16 protein-coding genes are annotated in these 17,241 nt (G+C 61.4%); 6 read left to right on the forward strand and 10 right to left on the reverse strand.

The window, feature by feature from the left end; all coding sequences use genetic code 11:
* Positions 1-558, reverse strand: a complete 558-nt coding sequence (locus tag IHQ43_RS26790; protein ID WP_192562656.1) for a DUF2780 domain-containing protein — start codon at positions 556-558, stop codon at positions 1-3.
* A 149-nt stretch (positions 559-707) separates the two neighbouring features.
* Between IHQ43_RS26790 and IHQ43_RS26795 the strand changes: the two genes are divergently transcribed.
* From IHQ43_RS26795 to IHQ43_RS26805, 3 genes are all read left to right on the forward strand, one after another.
* A complete protein-coding gene (locus tag IHQ43_RS26795) occupies positions 708-1,334 on the forward strand; it encodes an RNA polymerase sigma factor (RefSeq protein WP_192562657.1) in 627 nt (208 codons plus the stop codon).
* A complete protein-coding gene (locus tag IHQ43_RS26800) occupies positions 1,331-2,005 on the forward strand; it encodes an anti-sigma factor (RefSeq protein WP_192562658.1) in 675 nt (224 codons plus the stop codon). Before IHQ43_RS26795 ends, IHQ43_RS26800 begins: the two co-directional genes overlap by 4 nt.
* 124 nt (positions 2,006-2,129) lie before the next feature.
* The gene (locus tag IHQ43_RS26805) at positions 2,130-2,441 is read left to right on the forward strand and encodes a hypothetical protein (RefSeq protein ID WP_244142230.1); all 312 of its coding nucleotides are present in this window, start codon (positions 2,130-2,132) and stop codon (positions 2,439-2,441) included.
* A 101-nt stretch (positions 2,442-2,542) separates the two neighbouring features.
* On the opposite strand, the gene fdhA is transcribed toward IHQ43_RS26805, so the two are convergent.
* From fdhA to IHQ43_RS26845, 8 genes are all read right to left on the reverse strand, one after another.
* Entirely contained in the window at positions 2,543-3,742 is a 1,200-nt protein-coding gene (fdhA, locus tag IHQ43_RS26810; protein ID WP_096817794.1) for a formaldehyde dehydrogenase, glutathione-independent, read from the reverse strand.
* A 200-nt stretch (positions 3,743-3,942) separates the two neighbouring features.
* On the reverse strand, positions 3,943-4,800 hold the full coding sequence (gene purU / locus IHQ43_RS26815) for a formyltetrahydrofolate deformylase (RefSeq protein ID WP_008086918.1): 858 nt from the start codon (positions 4,798-4,800) through the stop codon (positions 3,943-3,945).
* Between the two features lie 14 nt (positions 4,801-4,814).
* On the reverse strand, positions 4,815-5,447 hold the full coding sequence (locus IHQ43_RS26820; RefSeq protein WP_064599941.1) for a sarcosine oxidase subunit gamma: 633 nt from the start codon (positions 5,445-5,447) through the stop codon (positions 4,815-4,817).
* 181 nt (positions 5,448-5,628) lie between these two features.
* Positions 5,629-8,646 (reverse strand): sarcosine oxidase subunit alpha, encoded by a 3,018-nt coding sequence (locus IHQ43_RS26825; protein WP_192562659.1) that lies wholly within the window; start codon positions 8,644-8,646, stop codon positions 5,629-5,631.
* Positions 8,643-8,972 (reverse strand): sarcosine oxidase subunit delta, encoded by a 330-nt coding sequence (locus IHQ43_RS26830; protein ID WP_192562660.1) that lies wholly within the window; start codon positions 8,970-8,972, stop codon positions 8,643-8,645. The genes IHQ43_RS26825 and IHQ43_RS26830 overlap by 4 nt, the downstream gene beginning before the upstream one ends.
* 13 nt (positions 8,973-8,985) lie before the next feature.
* Positions 8,986-10,236: a sarcosine oxidase subunit beta gene (locus IHQ43_RS26835; protein ID WP_003206307.1), complete on the reverse strand. Its 1,251-nt coding sequence runs from the start codon at positions 10,234-10,236 to the stop codon at positions 8,986-8,988.
* A 20-nt stretch (positions 10,237-10,256) separates the two neighbouring features.
* Complete coding sequence (glyA, locus tag IHQ43_RS26840; protein ID WP_007959804.1) at positions 10,257-11,510, reverse strand: serine hydroxymethyltransferase; 1,254 nt, start codon at positions 11,508-11,510, stop codon at positions 10,257-10,259.
* A 282-nt stretch (positions 11,511-11,792) separates the two neighbouring features.
* Positions 11,793-12,503 (reverse strand): TraX family protein, encoded by a 711-nt coding sequence (locus IHQ43_RS26845; protein ID WP_192562661.1) that lies wholly within the window; start codon positions 12,501-12,503, stop codon positions 11,793-11,795.
* Positions 12,504-12,631: 128 nt separating this feature from the next.
* Here IHQ43_RS26845 and IHQ43_RS26850 point away from each other — a divergent pair, with 128 nt between their 5' ends.
* The 3 genes from IHQ43_RS26850 to IHQ43_RS26860 all read left to right on the forward strand — a co-directional run bounded on the left by IHQ43_RS26850 (position 12,632) and on the right by IHQ43_RS26860 (position 15,743).
* Positions 12,632-13,672, forward strand: coding sequence for a threonine aldolase family protein (locus IHQ43_RS26850; RefSeq protein WP_085608919.1), 1,041 nt, complete (start codon positions 12,632-12,634; stop codon positions 13,670-13,672).
* Positions 13,673-14,148: 476 nt separating this feature from the next.
* On the forward strand, positions 14,149-14,682 hold the full coding sequence (locus IHQ43_RS26855) for an REP-associated tyrosine transposase (RefSeq protein ID WP_192562662.1): 534 nt from the start codon (positions 14,149-14,151) through the stop codon (positions 14,680-14,682).
* Between the two features lie 236 nt (positions 14,683-14,918).
* Positions 14,919-15,743, forward strand: a complete 825-nt coding sequence (locus IHQ43_RS26860) for an SDR family oxidoreductase (RefSeq protein WP_192562663.1) — start codon at positions 14,919-14,921, stop codon at positions 15,741-15,743.
* Positions 15,744-15,973: 230 nt separating this feature from the next.
* On the opposite strand, the gene gbcB is transcribed toward IHQ43_RS26860, so the two are convergent.
* Positions 15,974-17,074, reverse strand: coding sequence for a glycine-betaine demethylase subunit GbcB (gene gbcB / locus IHQ43_RS26865; RefSeq protein WP_011336281.1), 1,101 nt, complete (start codon positions 17,072-17,074; stop codon positions 15,974-15,976).
* Between the last annotated feature and the right edge of the window lie 167 nt (positions 17,075-17,241).

A 17,241-nucleotide genomic window follows, 5' to 3' on the forward strand; every position in this document is an offset into this window, starting at 1 on the left:
TCATCCGTTGGTGCCGGTGCCCCAGATGCTGCCCAGGCTTTGCAGCAGCGAACCACCGACACCCTGCTGACCAAGGTATTGCAGGAGGATCGGGGCAAACTGGCCGACCATCCCGCTGTCCATGCCCAGCGCACCGAAGGCGTTGTTCAGGTCATTGGTGTCCTTGACATTACCCAGCGCATTTTCCAGCCCGGCGGACTTGCCCGACGAGCCAAGCAAGCCGCTCAACGCCGCCAGATTGCCGCTGCCACCCGACAATTTGTCGATGCCCGGCACTTCCTTGGCCAACTCGGAATAATCCGTGTTGCTGAGCTTGTTTTTCGCCAGCCCCAGCATGGCACTGGTGCCGCCGACCGCTTGCTGCGGCGTGACGTTCAGCGCGCTCAAGGCACTCAACAGACCGGCGGTTTCCGAGGTCGGCGCCGCGGCGGCAGCCTTGTCCCCGCCCTGCATGCCCGATACCGCACCGGCCACGTCATTCAAACTGAAACCGGCAAACACCGGACCTGCCGCCAGGGTCAGGAGCGATGCCAGGGCAAAACCGCGTGAAATCTTCATTCAGACATCCTCTTGTGGCGTGAAGAACCTTCGTCAGCGAAGGGACAAACTGCCGGTTTGACCGGGTATCCGCCGGCATGTTCCGAGCATGGCGCATCCATTCTGGCCCCGGTCGCGTATATGAAACGTGAAACCCCGGATGCCCTCTGATGAATGGCACGAGCGCTGTCGCTGAACTAGCCTGTGAACTACCCGAAACCAGCGCCTGTCCTGTCTGGAGACTTGTCATTACCCTCGCCGACACCGATCAGCTCCGGCAGTTGCTGGCCCAGTGCTCACAGGGCGACCGCCGTGCCTTCGAAACGCTGTACCGCAGCGTAGGCCCGCGCCTGCACGGCGTGGCCCTGCGTTTCATGGGGCGCCCGGATCTGGCCGAAGAAGTGCTGCAGGAAAGCTTCGTGCGAATCTGGAACAACGCTTCGCGCTATGAATCGCACCTGTCGGCGCCAATGACCTGGATGATCAACATCACCCGCAATCAGGCCATCGACCAGTTGCGCAAGCACCGCGACCGGCCCTTGAGTGATTTCGAGCAGGAAGCCTTGGTGGATGAAAATCCCTCGGCCCATGACCAATTGAACAGCGCCCGTGAAGCCAGTGCACTGAACCGCTGCCTGGAAACCCTCGAAGGCATGCAGCGCCAGTCGATTACCGTGGCGTATTTTCAGGGGTTGTCCTGCTCGGAACTGGCCGAGCATCTGGCGGCGCCGCTGGGTTCGGTCAAGTCGTGGATTCGCCGTGGCATGGAACGCCTGCGCCGGTGCCTTGAATCATGAACTACCAGACCCCGGCCCTGCGCCGCGCCCTCGCCGCCGATTACGCTATCGGTTTGATGCCGGCGCCGGCCCGGCGACGTTTCGAGCAGTTGCTGCTGGAAGACGCCGGCCTGCGCGCCGAACTGGCCCAGTGGCAGGAAAGCCTCGCCAGCCTTACCGAAACGTTACCGGAGGTTCCGGTGCCGGAGCGCGTGTGGCACGGCGTTACCGCGCGGATCGAACCGCAGGTGCTGCATGTGCCCGAGAAGCGTCCGTTCTGGAACTGGCTGCGCGTTACGGCAGCACTGGCCTCCATCGTGGTGCTGGTATTCCTCGGCTCGCTGTACACCCACGACGACGTCCACTACCGCGCCACCCTGCTGAGCGCCGAAGCGCGACCGGCGCTGAAGGTCGAGGCGCATGACGATTACCTGCAAGTCGAGCCGCTGACTTTGGCGGCCGTCGATCCTCAGCGCAGTCTGGAACTGTGGGCGATTCCGGCCGATGGCAAGCCGATCTCCCTGGGCGTGATTCCGGCGGGAGGCAAAGGCAAGGTTGAATTGAGCGACGCGCAGAAAGCGTTGATCGGCAAGCCGATTGCGCTGGCGGTGAGTCTTGAGCCGAAAGGTGGATCGCCGACCGGACAGCCGACGGGGCCGGTGCTTTATCAAGGGGCGTTGGCGGCGTTGTAGCCAAACCGAATATAAAAGACCCAATAATTGCTAAAAAAGAATAAAAAACTGTCAGAACTGACAGTTTTCAATACGCATAATTGAGGCGAACATCGTTACTCCATCCTGTAACGGAGTAAAAAAGATGAAGCTGAAACTTGCCACAGGCACCTTGGTTTTTCTGACTTTGTTGAGCAATGCCTATGCAGAAAGCTGCCCAACTGTCTCTCTCACCACTAGCAGCGGCGCCGAAGACGGTAAATTCACAGCAGCACGCATCAAAGACGGCAGCACCGCCAAATCAGTCGTTGTTTGCCAGTATGACGGCGAAGGCGATCTCGGCATCTCTGTCGCTCAAAGACCCGAAGCACCGGTTACCGGCACTGGACCGAACTGGAAGAACAATGAATGTTCTGTCACCGACGGTGACGCCAGCAAGTGCTCCTATAAGCGGTAAGTCAGATTGAACAACGTACTTCGATCAGACAAAACAGGCCTATCGAAATCTTTCAAAAAAAACGGCGCTAAAAAGCGCCGTTTGTTTTATTGCGAGAGTGTTTACGCCGCACTAAACAACTTGTGCGGATCAATCACAAACTTCTTCGGTACACCCGCATCGAACTCGCCGTAGCCTTCCGGCGCCTGGTCGAGGCTGATGACCTGCACGCCCACCACTTCGGCGATGTTGATGCGATCCCACATGATTGCCTGCATCAACTGGCGGTTGTACTTCATCACTGGAGTCTGGCCGGTGTGGAAGCTGTGGGATTTCGCCCAGCCAAGACCAAAACGAATGCTCAGGCTGCCCATTTTCGCGGCGGCATCGACGGCACCCGGATCCTCGGTCACGTACAGGCCCGGGATACCGATCTTGCCGGCTACGCGCACCACGCCCATCAGCGAGTTGAGCACGGTGGCCGGGGCTTCGGATTTGACGCCATCGTGACCATGACCACGGGCTTCGAAGCCCACGCAGTCCACCGCGCAATCCACTTCTGGCTCGCCCAGCAGCGCGGCGATCTGTTCGTGCAGCGGGGTGTCTTTCGACAGGTCGACGATTTCGAAACCCTGAGCCTTGGCGTGGGCCAGGCGGATGGTGTTGACGTCGCCGATGATCACCACCGCAGCGCCCAGCAGGCGGGCGGATGCCGCTGCGGCGAGACCGACCGGGCCGGCGCCCGCGATGTAAACGGTGCTGCCCGGGCCAACGCCAGCAGTAACGGCGCCGTGGTAACCGGTCGGCAGAATGTCGGAGAGGCAGGTCAGGTCACGGATTTTCTCCATGGCCTTGTCGCGATCCGGCAGTTTCAGCAGGTTGAAGTCGGCGTACGGCACCAGCACGTACTCGGCCTGGCCGCCGGTCCAGTCGCCCATGTCGACATAACCGTAGGCACCGCCGGCGCGGGCCGGGTTGACGGTCAGGCAGACGCCGGTGTGTTGCTCCTTGCAGGAACGGCAGCGCCCGCAAGCCACGTTGAACGGAACGGACACCAGGTCGCCAATCTTCAGGTTCTCGACGTCGGAACCCTTCTCGATCACCTCACCGGTAATTTCATGACCCAGGACCAGACCGGTCTGCGCCGTGGTACGGCCGCGCACCATGTGCTGGTCGGAGCCGCAAATGTTGGTTGAAACCACACGCAGGATGACACCGTGCTCGATCTTCCTGCCGCGCGGATCCTGCATTTTCGGATAGTCGATTTTCTGTACTTCGACCTTGCCAGCGCCGAGATACACCACACCACGATTGCCAGACATGCTTTCACCTCGCTGTTGTTTTTATGGAACCGCGCCGCCCAGGCAGGCAGCGCGTTAAGTGCTCGGGTACAGATGCTGATTCTTGTGTTGCCTGTTATGGCCTCATCGCTGGCAAGCCAGCTCCCACAGGATTTAGGGTGAACTGAAAATCTGCGTACAACACAAAACCCTGTGGGAGCGAGCTTGCTCGCGATAGCAATCTAAAGAACGACGGTGCGATTGGCGTTCAAAAACACCCTCCGCTCAATGTGATAACCCACGGCCCGGGCCAGGGTCAGGCCTTCGATGTCGCGGCCCTTGGCGATCAGGTCTTCGGGGTAATGACTGTGATCCACCGCCTCGACGCCCTGGGCGATGATCGGCCCCTCGTCGAGGTCGTTGTTGATGTAGTGCGCCGTCGCGCCCACCAGTTTCACCCCCTTGTTGTAGGCCTGGTGATACGGCTTGGCGCCCTTGAAGCCCGGCAGCAGCGAGTGATGAATGTTGATCGCCTTGCCATCGAGCTTGCGGCACAGCTCCGGCGACAGCACCTGCATGTAGCGGGCGAGGATCACCAGTTCAGCGCCGGACTCTTCGATCACCTGCCACACCTGACGCTCCTGCGACGGCTTGTCGTTGGGGTCGAGGGGGAAATGGTAGTAGGGAATCTGGTGCCAGTCGGCCAGCGGCTTGAGGTCCGGGTGATTCGACACGACCGCCGCCACGTCCATCGACAACTGGCCGATGCGCTGGCGGTAGAGCAAGTCGTTGAGGCAGTGATCGGCCTTGGAGACCATGATCACCACTTTTGGCCGGTAGTTCGGCGCGGTCAGCTCGAAGATCATGCCGAACGCCTGACCGCGTTCGGCGAGGCCGGCGCGGAAGGATTGCTCGTCGAAGCCGTCGGGCTGACGGAATTCCACACGAATGAAGAACCGGCCCGAGAGCCGGTCATCGAACGAGTGGTGCTCGGTGACGTAGCAACCCTGCTCGAACAGAAAACGCGTCACCGCGTCCACGGTGCCGAGAACGCTGGGGCAGTCGGCGGTCAGAATCCATGTATCCGGGGCGCGGCTCATTGTTTTCTCCTGGGTCAGGCCTGAACGCTAAGGCCGTATTCGGCGGACGCGTCCTGCAACCACAACCACCAGTAATCCGAGAAGCTGCGACGGATCAGCAGTTCCCAGGTGTCTTCGGCGGTGTGGCGGATCATCAGCTGCGACTTGGCGAACACCGTGCCCACAGCCTTGCCGACCGGGAAGTTGTTCGGGTGCACGTCGTAACTGGTGGACTTCATCAGCACCTGACGCACGTTCGGGCCGCTCAATTCGAGCACCTGTTGACCGCCGCTGACGTTGACGATTGCGATATGCAGATCGCCCAGCGCTTCGCGCAGTTTCTGCTCGGCAGCAAATTCTTCACCGCTCGGCACGATCAGCAGCCACTCGTCCGGCCCCATCCATTGCAGGCTGGTTTCACCTTTGACGATCACGCTCAGGGCGCCCGGCAACTCAATGCCCAAGGCCTTGTGCACACCGGCGGCGAACGCGGCATCGTGGCCATCGCCGCGAATAGTCAGATGGCCGAGGAGTTTCTTCTCGCGCACGGTCACACCGGCAGTCTTGCGACCCTTGCCCACCAGGCTGGCGAGGTCGGCATGATGCAGCGACGACTCGGCTTTGGCCCCGGTGGTCGGGCGTTGTTGGTAAACGTTGGCTGCGGTCATAAAGCACCTATATCAATTCTGTTGGTTCCGACCCTTGTGGTGGCTGTATCGCCGCCTTCGCGAGCAAGCTCGCTCCCACACTGGACTGATGCCTGACACAAATTCCCTTGGAGACGCCGGCCCTGTGGGAGCGAGCTTGCTCGCGAAAGCAAAATCAGCCACTCCACAGGATTCGAGGTCATCAAATGTTCTGGCGATCGCCTTTCGGATCGAAGAACACCGAAGAAACGATTTCCGCCTCGATCACGCTGCCGTCCGCCAGCGGTGCGAACACCCGCTCGCCCAGGCGTTTCAGACCGCCCTTGACCACGCCCATGGCGAACGAATAGCCGAGGGAGTTGTGCGCGTAGCTGGAGGTCACGTGGCCGACCATGGTCATCGGGATCGACTGCTTGGTGTTGAACACCAGCTGTGCACCTTCCGGCAGCCAGACATTCGGATCGATCGGCTTCAGGCCCACCAGCTGTTTACGCTGGTCACGCACGCAGTCTTCACGGTTCATGCCGCGCTGGCCGATCCACGAGAACGGTTTGGTGCGACCGACACACCAGCCCATGTTCAGGTCGTCCGGGGTCATCGAACCGTCGGTGTCCTGGCCGACGATGATGAAGCCCTTCTCGGCCCGCAGAACGTGCATGGTTTCGGTGCCATATGGCGTCAGGTTGAACGCCTTCCCCGCCTCGACAATCTTCTCCAGAACACCCATTGCGTAGTCGGCCTGGACGTTGACTTCGTACGACAGCTCACCGGTGAACGAGATGCGGAACACCCGCGCCGGCACACCGCCGACCAGACCTTCTTTCCAGGTCATGAACGGGAAGGCTTCGTTGGCCAGGTCGATGTCGGTCACGGCGCTGAGCAGCTTGCGGCTGTTCGGACCGGACAGGGTCATGGTCGCCCAGTGGTCGGTGACGGAGGTGAAGTACACCTTCATCTCTGGCCATTCGGTCTGGTGGTACAGCTCCAGCCATTGCAGTACGCGAGCCGCGCCGCCGGTGGTGGTGGTCATGACGAAATGGTTGTCGGCCAGACACGCCGTCACACCGTCGTCGAAGACCATGCCGTCTTCCTTGCACATCAGGCCGTAACGGGCCTTGCCCACATCGAGCTTGGTCCAGGCGTTGGTGTACACGCGGTTGAGGAACTCACGTGCATCCGGGCCCTGGATGTCGATCTTGCCCAGGGTCGAAGCGTCCAGCAGACCGACGCTGTCGCGCACGGCCTTGCATTCGCGTTTGACGGCGGCATGCATGTCTTCGCCGTTTTTCGGGAAGTACCACGGACGTTTCCACTGACCGACGTCTTCGAACTCGGCGCCGTTTTTCAGGTGCCATTGATGCAGTGCGGTGTAGCGCACCGGTTCAAAGATGTGCCCACAGTGACGGCCGGCTACCGCGCCGAAAGTGACCGGCGTGTAGTTCGGACGGAACATCGTGGTGCCCATCTGCGGGATGGTCACGTTCAGCGAACGGGCGGCGATGGCCAGACCGTTGACGTTACCGAGCTTGCCCTGATCGGTGCCGAAACCCAGTGCGGTGTAGCGTTTGACGTGCTCGACCGACTCGAAACCTTCGCGGGTCGCCAGTTCGATGGCGGCGGCGGTCACGTCGTTCTGCAGGTCGACGAATTGCTTCGGTGCCCGTGCAGTGGCTTTTTCGTGAGGCACCTGGAACAGCGCCAGCGTCGGTTCTTCCAGACGGCTCAGGGCTTTCGGCAGGACTGCTTCGACGCTCTGGAAACCGGCTTCGGACGCAGCGCGCACGCCGCCTTCAAAACCGTCGGCCAGGGAATCGCCGAGACCGTAGACGCCGTTAATGCCACCGACGCACACGCGTTTCTGCGGTGCTTCGCCCGGTACGAAACCGAGGATGTCTTCACGCCAGATCGGCTTGCCACCCAAGTGCGACGCCAGGTGAACCACCGGGCTGTAACCGCCGGAGCTGGCGATCAGGTCGCAGTCGAGCCATTCGCCCGGGCTGGTGACCTTGTGGCCTTTGACATCGATCGCCGCCACGCGGGCAGCGGTGACGTGCTTGCTGCCCCGGGCCTCGATCACAGCGCTGCCGGTGAGGATGCGAATGCCTTTGGCGCGCGCTTCTTCCACCAGCGCACCACGCGGATTGCTGCGGGCATCGGCGATGGCGACCACTTGCAGGCTGGCGTCGAGCCAGTCCAGCGCCACGCGGTAGGCGTGATCATTGTTGGTGGTCAGCACCAGTTTTTTGCCCGGTGCCACGCCGTAACGGCGCACGTAAGTCGACACCGCACCGGCGAGCATGTTGCCCGGCACATCGTTGTTGCCGTAGACCAGCGGACGCTCGTGAGCGCCGGTCGCCAGCACCACGCGCTTGGCGCGCACGCGGTGGATACGCTGACGCACCTGGCCGATCGGAGCGCGGTCGCCGAGGTGATCGGTGAGGCGTTCGTGAATGGTCAGGAAGTTGTGGTCGTGATAACCGTTGACCGTGGCGCGCGGCAACAGCAGCACGTCCGGGGTGTTCTTCAGTTCGGCAACAACACTGGCGACCCACTCCACCGCTGGCTTGCCATCGAGGCTTTCGCGGGAGTCGAGCAGGCTGCCGCCGAACTCTTCCTGTTCATCGGCGATGATCACACGGGCACCGCTGCGCGCAGCCGCCAGGGCAGCGGCCAGACCGGCCGGGCCGGCGCCGACGATCAGCACGTCGCAGTGCTGGTTCATGTAGTCGTAGGTGTCCGGATCGACCTCGGTCGGCGAACGACCTAAACCTGCGGCCTTGCGAATGTATTTCTCGTACGTCATCCAGAACGATTGCGGGTACATGAAGGTTTTGTAGTAGAAGCCCGGCGGCATCAGCTTGCCGCCGACCTTGCCGAGAATCCCCATCATGTCGTTGTTGACGCTCGGCCAGCCGTTGGTGCTGGTGGCGACCAGGCCCTGGTACAACGCCTGTTGCGTGGCGCGCACGTTAGGGATCTGGGTGGCTTCGGTAGCACCGATCTGCAGCACCGCGTTCGGCTCTTCGGCACCGGCGGCGAAGATGCCGCGCGGACGCGAATACTTGAAGCTGCGGCCAATGATGTCGACGCCGTTGGCCAGCAGGGCTGCGGCCAGCGAGTCGCCTTCAAACCCTTTGTAGGTCTGGCCATTGAAGGTGAAGCTCAGCACTTTGTTGCGGTCGATCCGTCCACCATTGGACAGGCGATTGGTCTGGCTCATACCTTCTCTCCCAGCGCCGTCGTGGCTGTTTTCGCAGTGTCAGCCTTGTCGGTGAATTGCGGCTTGCTGCCGATCTTGTAGGTTTCGAGAATCTCGTAGGTCACGGTGTCGCGGGTGACGTTGAAGTACTGGCGGCAACCGGCGACGTGATCCCACAACTCGTGGTGCAGGCCGCGCGGGTTGTCGCGGAAAAACATGTAGTCGCCCCACTCCTCGTCGGTGCAGCTTGCAGGGTCCAGAGGACGCGGGATGTGCGCCTGGCCGGATGCATGGAATTCCTCTTCGGAGCGCAGTTCGCCGCAGTGAGGACAGAAGATATGCAACATGGGATTTCTCCTGTTAGTGGGCGACAGCCGCAGCGCCGTGTTCGTCGATCAACGCACCGTTGTGGAAACGGTCGATGGAGAAAGGTGCGGCCAGCGGGTGCATTTCACCCTTGGCCAGACTCGCGGCAAACACGTTGCCCGAGCCAGGTGTGGCCTTGAAGCCGCCGGTGCCCCAACCGCAGTTGAAGAACATGTTCGGGACCGGGGTTTTCGAAATGATCGGGCAGGCATCCGGCGTGGTGTCGACGATGCCGCCCCACTGACGGTTCATGCGCACCCGCGACAGCACCGGGAACATCTCGACGATGGCCTGGATGGTGTGCTCGATCACCGGGTACGAACCGCGCTGGCCGTAGCCGTTGTAGCCGTCGATACCGGCGCCGATCACCAGGTCGCCCTTGTCGGACTGGCTGATGTAACCGTGCACGGCGTTGGACATGATCACACTGTCGATAATCGGTTTGATCGGCTCGGACACCAGCGCTTGCAGCGGGTGGGATTCGATCGGCAGACGGAAACCGGCGAGCTTGGCCATGTGCCCGGAGTTACCGGCGGTGACCACGCCGACGCGCTTGGCGCCGATGAAGCCCTTGTTGGTTTCAACACCGATGCACACGCCGTTTTCCTTGCGGAAACCGATCACTTCGGTCTGCTGGATCAGGTCCACGCCGAGTGCGTCGGCGGCACGGGCAAAGCCCCACGCCACGGCATCGTGACGGGCCACGCCACCGCGACGCTGAACGGTGGCGCCCATCACCGGGTAGCGGGTGTTTTTCGAGCAGTCGAGGTACGGAATTTCGTCCGCGACTTGCTTGGCGTTGAGCAGTTCGCCGTCGACGCCGTTGAGGCGGTTGGCGCTGACCCGACGCTCGGAATCACGGATGTCCTGCAGGGTGTGGCACAGGTTGTAGACGCCGCGCTGGGAGAACATCACGTTGTAGTTCAGGTCTTGCGAAAGACCTTCCCACAGTTTCATCGCGTGTTCGTACAGGTGAGCCGACTCGTCCCACAGGTAGTTGGAGCGAACGATGGTGGTGTTGCGCGCGGTGTTACCGCCGCCCAGCCAGCCCTTCTCGACCACGGCCACGTTGGTGATGCCGTGCTCTTTGGCCAGATAGTAGGCCGTCGCCAGACCGTGCCCGCCGCCGCCGACGATGACCACGTCGTAGACTTTCTTCGGGGTCGGCGTGCGCCACATGCGCTGCCAGTTTTCGTGGTGGCTGAGGGAGTGTTTGAAGAGGCCGAAGCCCGAATAGCGTTGCATAGTCATGTACTCCAGAACGCTCAGCGATAAACCGGGAAGTCAGCGCACAGGGCCGAAACCTGCTGGGCGACGTTGGCCTCTACATCGGCATCGCCGAGGTTGTCGAGGATGTCGCAGATCCAGCCGGCCAGCGTCACGCACTGGGTCACCTTGAAGCCGCGAGTGGTCACCGCCGGGGTGCCGATGCGCAGGCCGGAGGTGACGAACGGCGACTGCGGGTCGTTCGGTACGGCGTTCTTGTTGACGGTGATGTGCGCGCGACCGAGGGCGGCGTCGGCGTCCTTACCGGTGAGGCCCTGACGGATCAGGCTGACCAGGAACAAGTGGTTGTCGGTGCCGCCGGACACTACATCGTAGCCACGTTTGATAAATACGCTCGCCATCGCCTGGGCGTTGTCGATCACTTGTTGCTGATAGGCCTTGAAGCCAGGCTCCAGCGCTTCCTTGAAGCACACGGCCTTGCCGGCGATGACGTGCATCAGCGGGCCGCCCTGGGCGCCGGGGAATACCGCCGCGTTGAGCTTCTTCTCGATTTCTTCGTTGGACTTGGCCAGGATCAGGCCGCCACGCGGACCGCGCAGGGTCTTGTGAGTCGTGGTGGTGACCACGTCGGCATACGGCAGCGGGTTCGGGTACAGGCCGGCAGCCACCAGACCGGCGACGTGGGCCATGTCGACGAACAGCAGCGCACCGACCTTGTCGGCGATCTGACGGAAGCGCGGGAAGTCGAGGGTCTTGGAGTAGGCCGAGAAGCCGGCGACGATCATTTTCGGTTTGCACTCGACAGCCAGACGCTCGACTTCGTCGTAATCGATCAGACCGGTCTTGGTATCGATGCCGTACTGCACGGCGTTGTACAGCTTGCCCGAGGACGACACCTTGGCGCCGTGGGTCAGGTGACCGCCATGGGCCAGGCTCATGCCGAGAATGGTGTCGCCCGCTTGCAGCAGGGCCAGGTACACGGCGCTGTTGGCCGAGGAACCGGAGTGCGGCTGGACGTTGGCGTAATCGGCGCCGAACAGTTGCTTGGCGCGTTCGATGGCCAGGGCTTCGACCTTGTCGACGTGCTCGCAGCCACCGTAGTAGCGCTTGCCCGGATAACCTTCGGCGTATTTGTTGGTCAGGCCGCTGCCTTGCGCTTCCATCACGCGTTTGCTGGTGTAGTTCTCCGACGCGATCAGCTCGATGTGATCTTCCTGACGTTGCTCCTCGGCATTCATCGCCGCCAGCAGTGCATCGTCGTAACCCTGGATCTGGTCTTGCTTGCTGAACATCGCGTCTCTCCCAGCGGCATCTGTGCGCCATTCGTCTCGGTAAGGCACGGCGTTCAGCCAATGCCCTTTGATGCGATGGTATGGCCGGCGCAGGGAGGTCAAATGCCTACGGACGCCACGCAAAGGTGCGTTTACGACATAGACGTAAATGGCTTTGCCAGACTCGATCTCGGAAACACTGGAGAACCTTGTGGGAGCTGGCTTGCCAGCGATGGCGGTGGCACATCTGGCATTGATGGCGGCTGACCCACTGCTATCGCTGGCAAGCCAGCTCCCACAGGGTTATGCGATGAGTTGGCGGACTGCGAACAGCAGAAGGAAATGTACGGGATAAAGGGCATACGCCCAGCGCCTCATCGGGGGCGGCTGAAGATGTCGCGAGTGTCGCAACAGGAACATTCCGAGCAGTGGCGCGATCAGGCAGGTCGCAATGCCGAGGATGGCGACCAGGTTGCCGAACTGCGCGGATTCGTAGAGCACCCGCCATTGATTCGCGGCCAGACACAGCAGGCCCGGCAGCAGGCTGAAAAACCAGGTTTTGCGAAACACCAGCAACATCGCCAGTGGCAGCAGGACGCCGAACAGACCGAACATCAATTGCTCCGGGAACAGCGCGGCCACCAGCAAGGCACTCACGCCCAGCAGTCGCGAAATCAACGTTGGATCCTGCCAGCCCCGAGCCACCAGCAGGCCCAGCGCCAGCGTGGGCATCACGTTCAACGTGTCGGGCTCGGGAATGTACAAACGGTAGGGAATTTCACTCACAGCGCTGAACAGCAACAACCAGCCCAGGTAGCGCCATTCGGTCTTGGGCGCGCCGTCTCGCGCCAGATTCGCCGCCATTGCCAGACAGAACCACGGGAACGCCAGCCGCCCCGGCACATACAGCCAATCGGCGCTGATCCCGACATATCGCAGGTGATCGAGCAGCATGCTCATCAGCGCCAGCCACTTGAGCAGGTCGAGTGCGCCGTCGCGCGGGCTCAGGTGCATAATCGGCTCGCATCCTTGTAAAGTTCTGACAGCGACATCCCGTGTGCTCCCCGGATGATCTTCGGTACAGTGCGCACCATCATTGACCCCACGAAGCGCCACGAGCGCCTCGATCACGGAAGCCGGCCATGACCGACAAGAGCCAACAATTCGCCAGCGACAACTACTCCGGTATCTGCCCTGAAGCCTGGGCTGCCATGGAACAGGCCAACCACGGCCACCAGCGCGCCTATGGCGACGATGAGTGGACAGCACGCGCCGCCGATTATTTCCGCAAGCTGTTCGAGACTGACTGCGAAGTGTTCTTCGCCTTCAACGGCACCGCCGCCAACTCCCTCGCGCTGTCGTCGCTGTGCCAGAGTTACCACAGCGTGATCTGCTCGGAAACCGCCCACGTCGAAACCGACGAATGCGGCGCCCCGGAGTTTTTCTCCAACGGTTCGAAACTGCTGATCGCCGGCACTGAAAACGGCAAGATCACCCCGGCCTCGATCCGCGAAGTCGCCCTCAAGCGCCAGGACATCCACTACCCGAAACCGCGCGTCGTGACCCTGACTCAGGCCACCGAAGTCGGCAGCGTCTACACCCCGGAAGAAGTCCGCGCCATCAGCGACACCTGCAAGGAACTGGGCCTGAACCTGCACATGGACGGCGCGCGTTTCTCCAACGCCTGCGCGTTCCTCGGCTGCTCGCCGGCGGACCTGACCTGGAAGGCCGGCGTCGACGTGCTGTGCTTTGGCGGCACGAAAAACGGCATGGCGGTGGGTGAAGCGATCCTGTTCTTCAACCACAAACTGGCCGAAGACTTCGATTACCGCTGCAAGCAGGCCGGGCAGCTTGCGTCAAAGATGCGCTTCCTGTCGGCTCCATGGGTCGGCATTCTGGAAAACGACGCCTGGCTCAAATACGCCCGCCACGCCAACCATTGCGCACAGTTGCTCGCCGAACTGGTCAGCGATATCCCGGGCGTCGAACTGATGTTCCCGGTGCAGGCCAACGGCGTGTTCCTGCAACTTTCGGAACCGGCCATCGCCGCCCTGACCGCGCGCGGCTGGCGCTTCTACACCTTCATCGGCAAGGGCGGCGCCCGCTTCATGTGCTCGTGGGACACCGAAGAAGAACGCGTGCGCGAACTGGCGCGCGACATCCGCGAAGTCATGTCAGCCTGATTCCCCCCGCCCTGATCGTTTGATCGTTCCCACGCTCCGCGTGGGAATGCCTCCAGGGACGCTCCGCGTTCCTGCCGCACCGCCGATGCAACGCCGAGCACCGTCATGACGCGGAGCGTCAAAGACTGCATTCCCACGCAGAGCGTGGGAACGATCACCAGCCCCGATATCCCCCAAGTAGATCGTTCCCACGCTCTGCGTGGGAATGCATACCGGGACGCTCCGCGTTCCTGCCTCACCGCCGATGCAACGCCGGGCACCGTCATGACGCGGAGCGTCAAGGGCGGCATTCCCACGCGGAGCATGGGAACGATCAATAGATGCAGATGACTTTTCTTACCGCCGCCACGGACTTCGCCTCTAGCGCGATCACTCCGGCCACCTCACTCTGATCGTTCCCACGCTCCGCGTGGGAATGCATCCGGGGACGCTCCGCGTTCCTCTCAGCAGCACCGCAAGATTCAAGGATGAATCCCATGGGCCGAAGCCGCTACACCATCACCGAACCCGACAAGCCGCACTTCCTGACCTGCACGCTGGTGGAGTGGCTGCCACTGTTCGTCCGCCCCTACCTCGTCGACCACCTGCTCAGCTGTTGGCGCTATCAACAAATCCATCAGGATCTGAAGCTCTACGGTTACGTGATCCTGGAAAACCACCTGCACTTCGTCGCCCAGGCGCCGGACCTGAGCAAATGCCTGAGCCAGTTCAAATCCTTCACCGCCCGACAGATCATTGATGACCTGCAAAGCAAGGGTGCCGAAAGAGCATTGAAGCGTCTTCGCTTCAGCAAACGGGCACACAAGGAAGATAGGGTGTATCAGATGTGGCAGGAAGGTGCTCACGCAGAGATGGTCTACAGCGAAGAAGTCATGCGACAGAAACTCGATTACATCCACAACAACCCGGTAAAGCGTGGTTATGTGGAGTTGCCGGAACACTGGCGGTATTCGAGTGCCCGAAACTATGCAGGGCTGGACGGATTGATCGAGGTTCAGCGCTGGTACTGAAGCCCCAATATCCAACACGCAGATCGTTCCCACGCTCTGCGTGGGAATGCATACCGGGACGCTCCGCGTTCCTGCCTCACCGCTGATGCAACGTCTGGCACCGTAATGACGCGGAGCGTCAAGGGCTGCATTCCCACGCGGAGCGTGGGAACGATCTGGCTCCCTCCCGTTTCAGCTCCATCGTCTACATTGTCTGTCGAGCCATCGCTCACATAACAATAAGCAGGAGCTTGCGCATGTCGCTAAAAGGCAAAACCTTGTTCATCACCGGCGCCAGCCGTGGCATCGGGCGCGAAATTGCGCTGCGGGCTGCACAGGACGGGGCCAATATCGTGATCGCGGCCAAGAGCGCCGAGCCGCACGCCAAGTTACCCGGCACCATCCACAGCGTCGCCGCTGAAGTCGAAGCGGCCGGCGGCAAGGCCCTGGCGCTGCAACTGGATGTGCGGGATGAAGACGCGGTGCGTCAGGCGCTGGCTCAGGCCAATGAACATTTCGGCGGGATCGATGCATTGGTGAACAACGCCGGGGCGATCAAGTTGACCGGTGTGCAGCACATCGAACTCAAGCGTTTCGACCTGATGCACCAGATCAACACGCGCGCGGTGTTGCTGTGCAGCCAGGCCGCCCTGCCCTATCTGAAAAAGTCCTCCGGGCACATCCTCAACCTGTCACCGCCGCTGAATCTGGCCAGCAAATGGTTCGCCCAGTACAGCCCCTACACCGTGACCAAGTACGGCATGAGCATGCTGACGGTGGGCATGAGCGAGGAATTCGCCAACTACGGCATCAGCGTCAATTCGCTGTGGCCGCAGACCATGATTGCCACGGCGGCGATTGAGTTTCAGCTGGGCAATCGGGAGTCGTTCAAGCATGCGCGGACGCCCGCGATCATGGCAGATGCGGCGCATGTGATTCTGGGCAGCAGCGGACGGCGGATTACCGGGCGGTTGTTGATTGATGAGGAGATTTTGCGGGAGAGCGGCGTGACCGGGTTCGATCATTACCGCTTTGAGCCGGGGAGTGATGCGAAGTTGATGACGGATTTGTTTGTGGATTGATCAGTGTGTCTGTGAGCCCCTCCCCTCACCCTAGCCCTCTCCCAAAGGGAGAGGGAACCGACCGAGTTGTTTTGCGAGCTACATCGACCTGCAAGACCTTATCGATTATGGATTCGGCAAAGAAGATTCAGGTCGGCGTATTCCTTGAGCATCCCCCAATCAGCTCCCTCTCCCTCCGGGCGGTCCGACGTTTCGGGAGGGCTGGGGTGAGGGGGCTTTTGAAGTACCACTCAATATTCGATCCGAACATCCCCCTTCGGCACGCTGCAGCAAGAAAGAATGTACCCCTCCGCCTCGTCGTCCTCGGTGATCCCGCCGTTGTGATCCATCTCCACTTCGCCGCCCAGTTTGAGCACCTTGCACGTCCCGCAGATCCCCATGCCGCAGGCTTTCGGGATCATCAGGCCGACCTTGGCCGCCGCCGCATGCACGGTCTCGCCCGGGGCCACGCGGATGCTCTTGTCCGATGAGGTGAATTCCACCAGGTGCAGATCCGCCGCCGGCACTTCCGGTGCCTCCGCCGCCTGTTCGGCCTGCTCCACCGCGTCGGCACGGGCTTCCGGTGGCGTGGCGCCGAAGGACTCCTCGTGATAGCGCTTCATGTCGTAGCCGGCGTTTTCCAGCAGGCGCTTGACCGCCGTCATGTACGGCGTCGGGCCGCAGCAGAAGACTTCGCGCTCGAGGAAGTCCGGCACCATCAGTTCGAGCATTTTGTGGTTGAGGTAACCGCGATAGCCGGCCCACGGCTCGCCCAGCCCGTGCTTCTCGCAGATCAAGTGCAGACTGAAGTTGTCGATCCGCGACGCCATGTGTTCCAGCTCGCGGTGGTAAATGATGTCTTTCGGTGAGCGGGCGCTGTGGATGAACGTCATGTCGACGTTGCCGTTGGTGTCGTAGAACCAGCGCGCCATGGACATCACCGGGGTGATGCCGACGCCACCGCTCAGGTACAGCACTTTCGGGCTCGGGAAGTCGATGGCGTTGAAAAGACCGACCGGCCCGTGCACCGCCAGCTCCTGACCTTCATGCAACGTGTCGTGCAGCCAGTTGGAGACCTTGCCTCCGGGCACGCGCTTGATGGTCACCGAAAAGCTGTACGGCACCGATGGCGAACTGGAAATGGTGTACGAACGCATGATCGGCTGGCCTTCGATTTCCAGCTCCAGGGTCACGAATTGCCCGGGCTTGAAGAAGAACAGGATCGGCTGGTCGGCCATGAAGCAGAAGGTGCGCACATCCCAGGTTTCCTGGATGACTTTGACGCAACGGACGATGTGTCGGCCATTGGCCCAGGTCTGGGTGGTGACCGGATTCAGGAAGCTGTTGGACATGCTGTTCTCCACGGCCGACTGTCGGCCTTCATGTGGCGATTCTGCGTATAGCGTGAAGCGCCCGTTTACCTATCCGCGACATTGACATACTTATCGCGACCAGCCCCCAACCACCGGGGGTTGCGCGTCGGGAACAGATTGCACCATGTCGCCCATGGATAAGGTTC

It is taken from the genome of Pseudomonas gozinkensis (genome assembly GCF_014863585.1).
GTDB lineage: Bacteria > Pseudomonadota > Gammaproteobacteria > Pseudomonadales > Pseudomonadaceae > Aquipseudomonas > Aquipseudomonas gozinkensis.

Bases quoted from the DNA above. Each gene is read 5' to 3' on its own strand.
- IHQ43_RS26830 (WP_192562660.1), bottom strand. From the start codon at position 8,972: ATGTTGCATATCTTCTGTCCTCACTGCGGCGAACTGCGCTCCGAAGAG.
- IHQ43_RS26800 (WP_192562658.1), top strand. From the start codon at position 1,331: ATGAACTACCAGACCCCGGCCCTGCGCCGCGCCCTCGCCGCCGATTAC.
- IHQ43_RS26820 (WP_064599941.1), bottom strand. From the start codon at position 5,447: ATGACCGCAGCCAACGTTTACCAACAACGCCCGACCACCGGGGCCAAA.
- IHQ43_RS26790 (WP_192562656.1), bottom strand. From the start codon at position 558: ATGAAGATTTCACGCGGTTTTGCCCTGGCATCGCTCCTGACCCTGGCG.
- IHQ43_RS26805 (WP_244142230.1), top strand. From the start codon at position 2,130: ATGAAGCTGAAACTTGCCACAGGCACCTTGGTTTTTCTGACTTTGTTG.
- IHQ43_RS26795 (WP_192562657.1), top strand. From the start codon at position 708: ATGAATGGCACGAGCGCTGTCGCTGAACTAGCCTGTGAACTACCCGAA.
- IHQ43_RS26825 (WP_192562659.1), bottom strand. From the start codon at position 8,646: ATGAGCCAGACCAATCGCCTGTCCAATGGTGGACGGATCGACCGCAAC.
- gbcB (WP_011336281.1), bottom strand. From the start codon at position 17,074: ATGTCCAACAGCTTCCTGAATCCGGTCACCACCCAGACCTGGGCCAAT.
- fdhA (WP_096817794.1), bottom strand. From the start codon at position 3,742: ATGTCTGGCAATCGTGGTGTGGTGTATCTCGGCGCTGGCAAGGTCGAA.
- purU (WP_008086918.1), bottom strand. From the start codon at position 4,800: ATGAGCCGCGCCCCGGATACATGGATTCTGACCGCCGACTGCCCCAGC.
- glyA (WP_007959804.1), bottom strand. From the start codon at position 11,510: ATGTTCAGCAAGCAAGACCAGATCCAGGGTTACGACGATGCACTGCTG.
- IHQ43_RS26835 (WP_003206307.1), bottom strand. From the start codon at position 10,236: ATGCAACGCTATTCGGGCTTCGGCCTCTTCAAACACTCCCTCAGCCAC.
- IHQ43_RS26855 (WP_192562662.1), top strand. From the start codon at position 14,149: ATGGGCCGAAGCCGCTACACCATCACCGAACCCGACAAGCCGCACTTC.
- IHQ43_RS26860 (WP_192562663.1), top strand. From the start codon at position 14,919: ATGTCGCTAAAAGGCAAAACCTTGTTCATCACCGGCGCCAGCCGTGGC.
- IHQ43_RS26845 (WP_192562661.1), bottom strand. From the start codon at position 12,503: ATGCACCTGAGCCCGCGCGACGGCGCACTCGACCTGCTCAAGTGGCTG.
- IHQ43_RS26850 (WP_085608919.1), top strand. From the start codon at position 12,632: ATGACCGACAAGAGCCAACAATTCGCCAGCGACAACTACTCCGGTATC.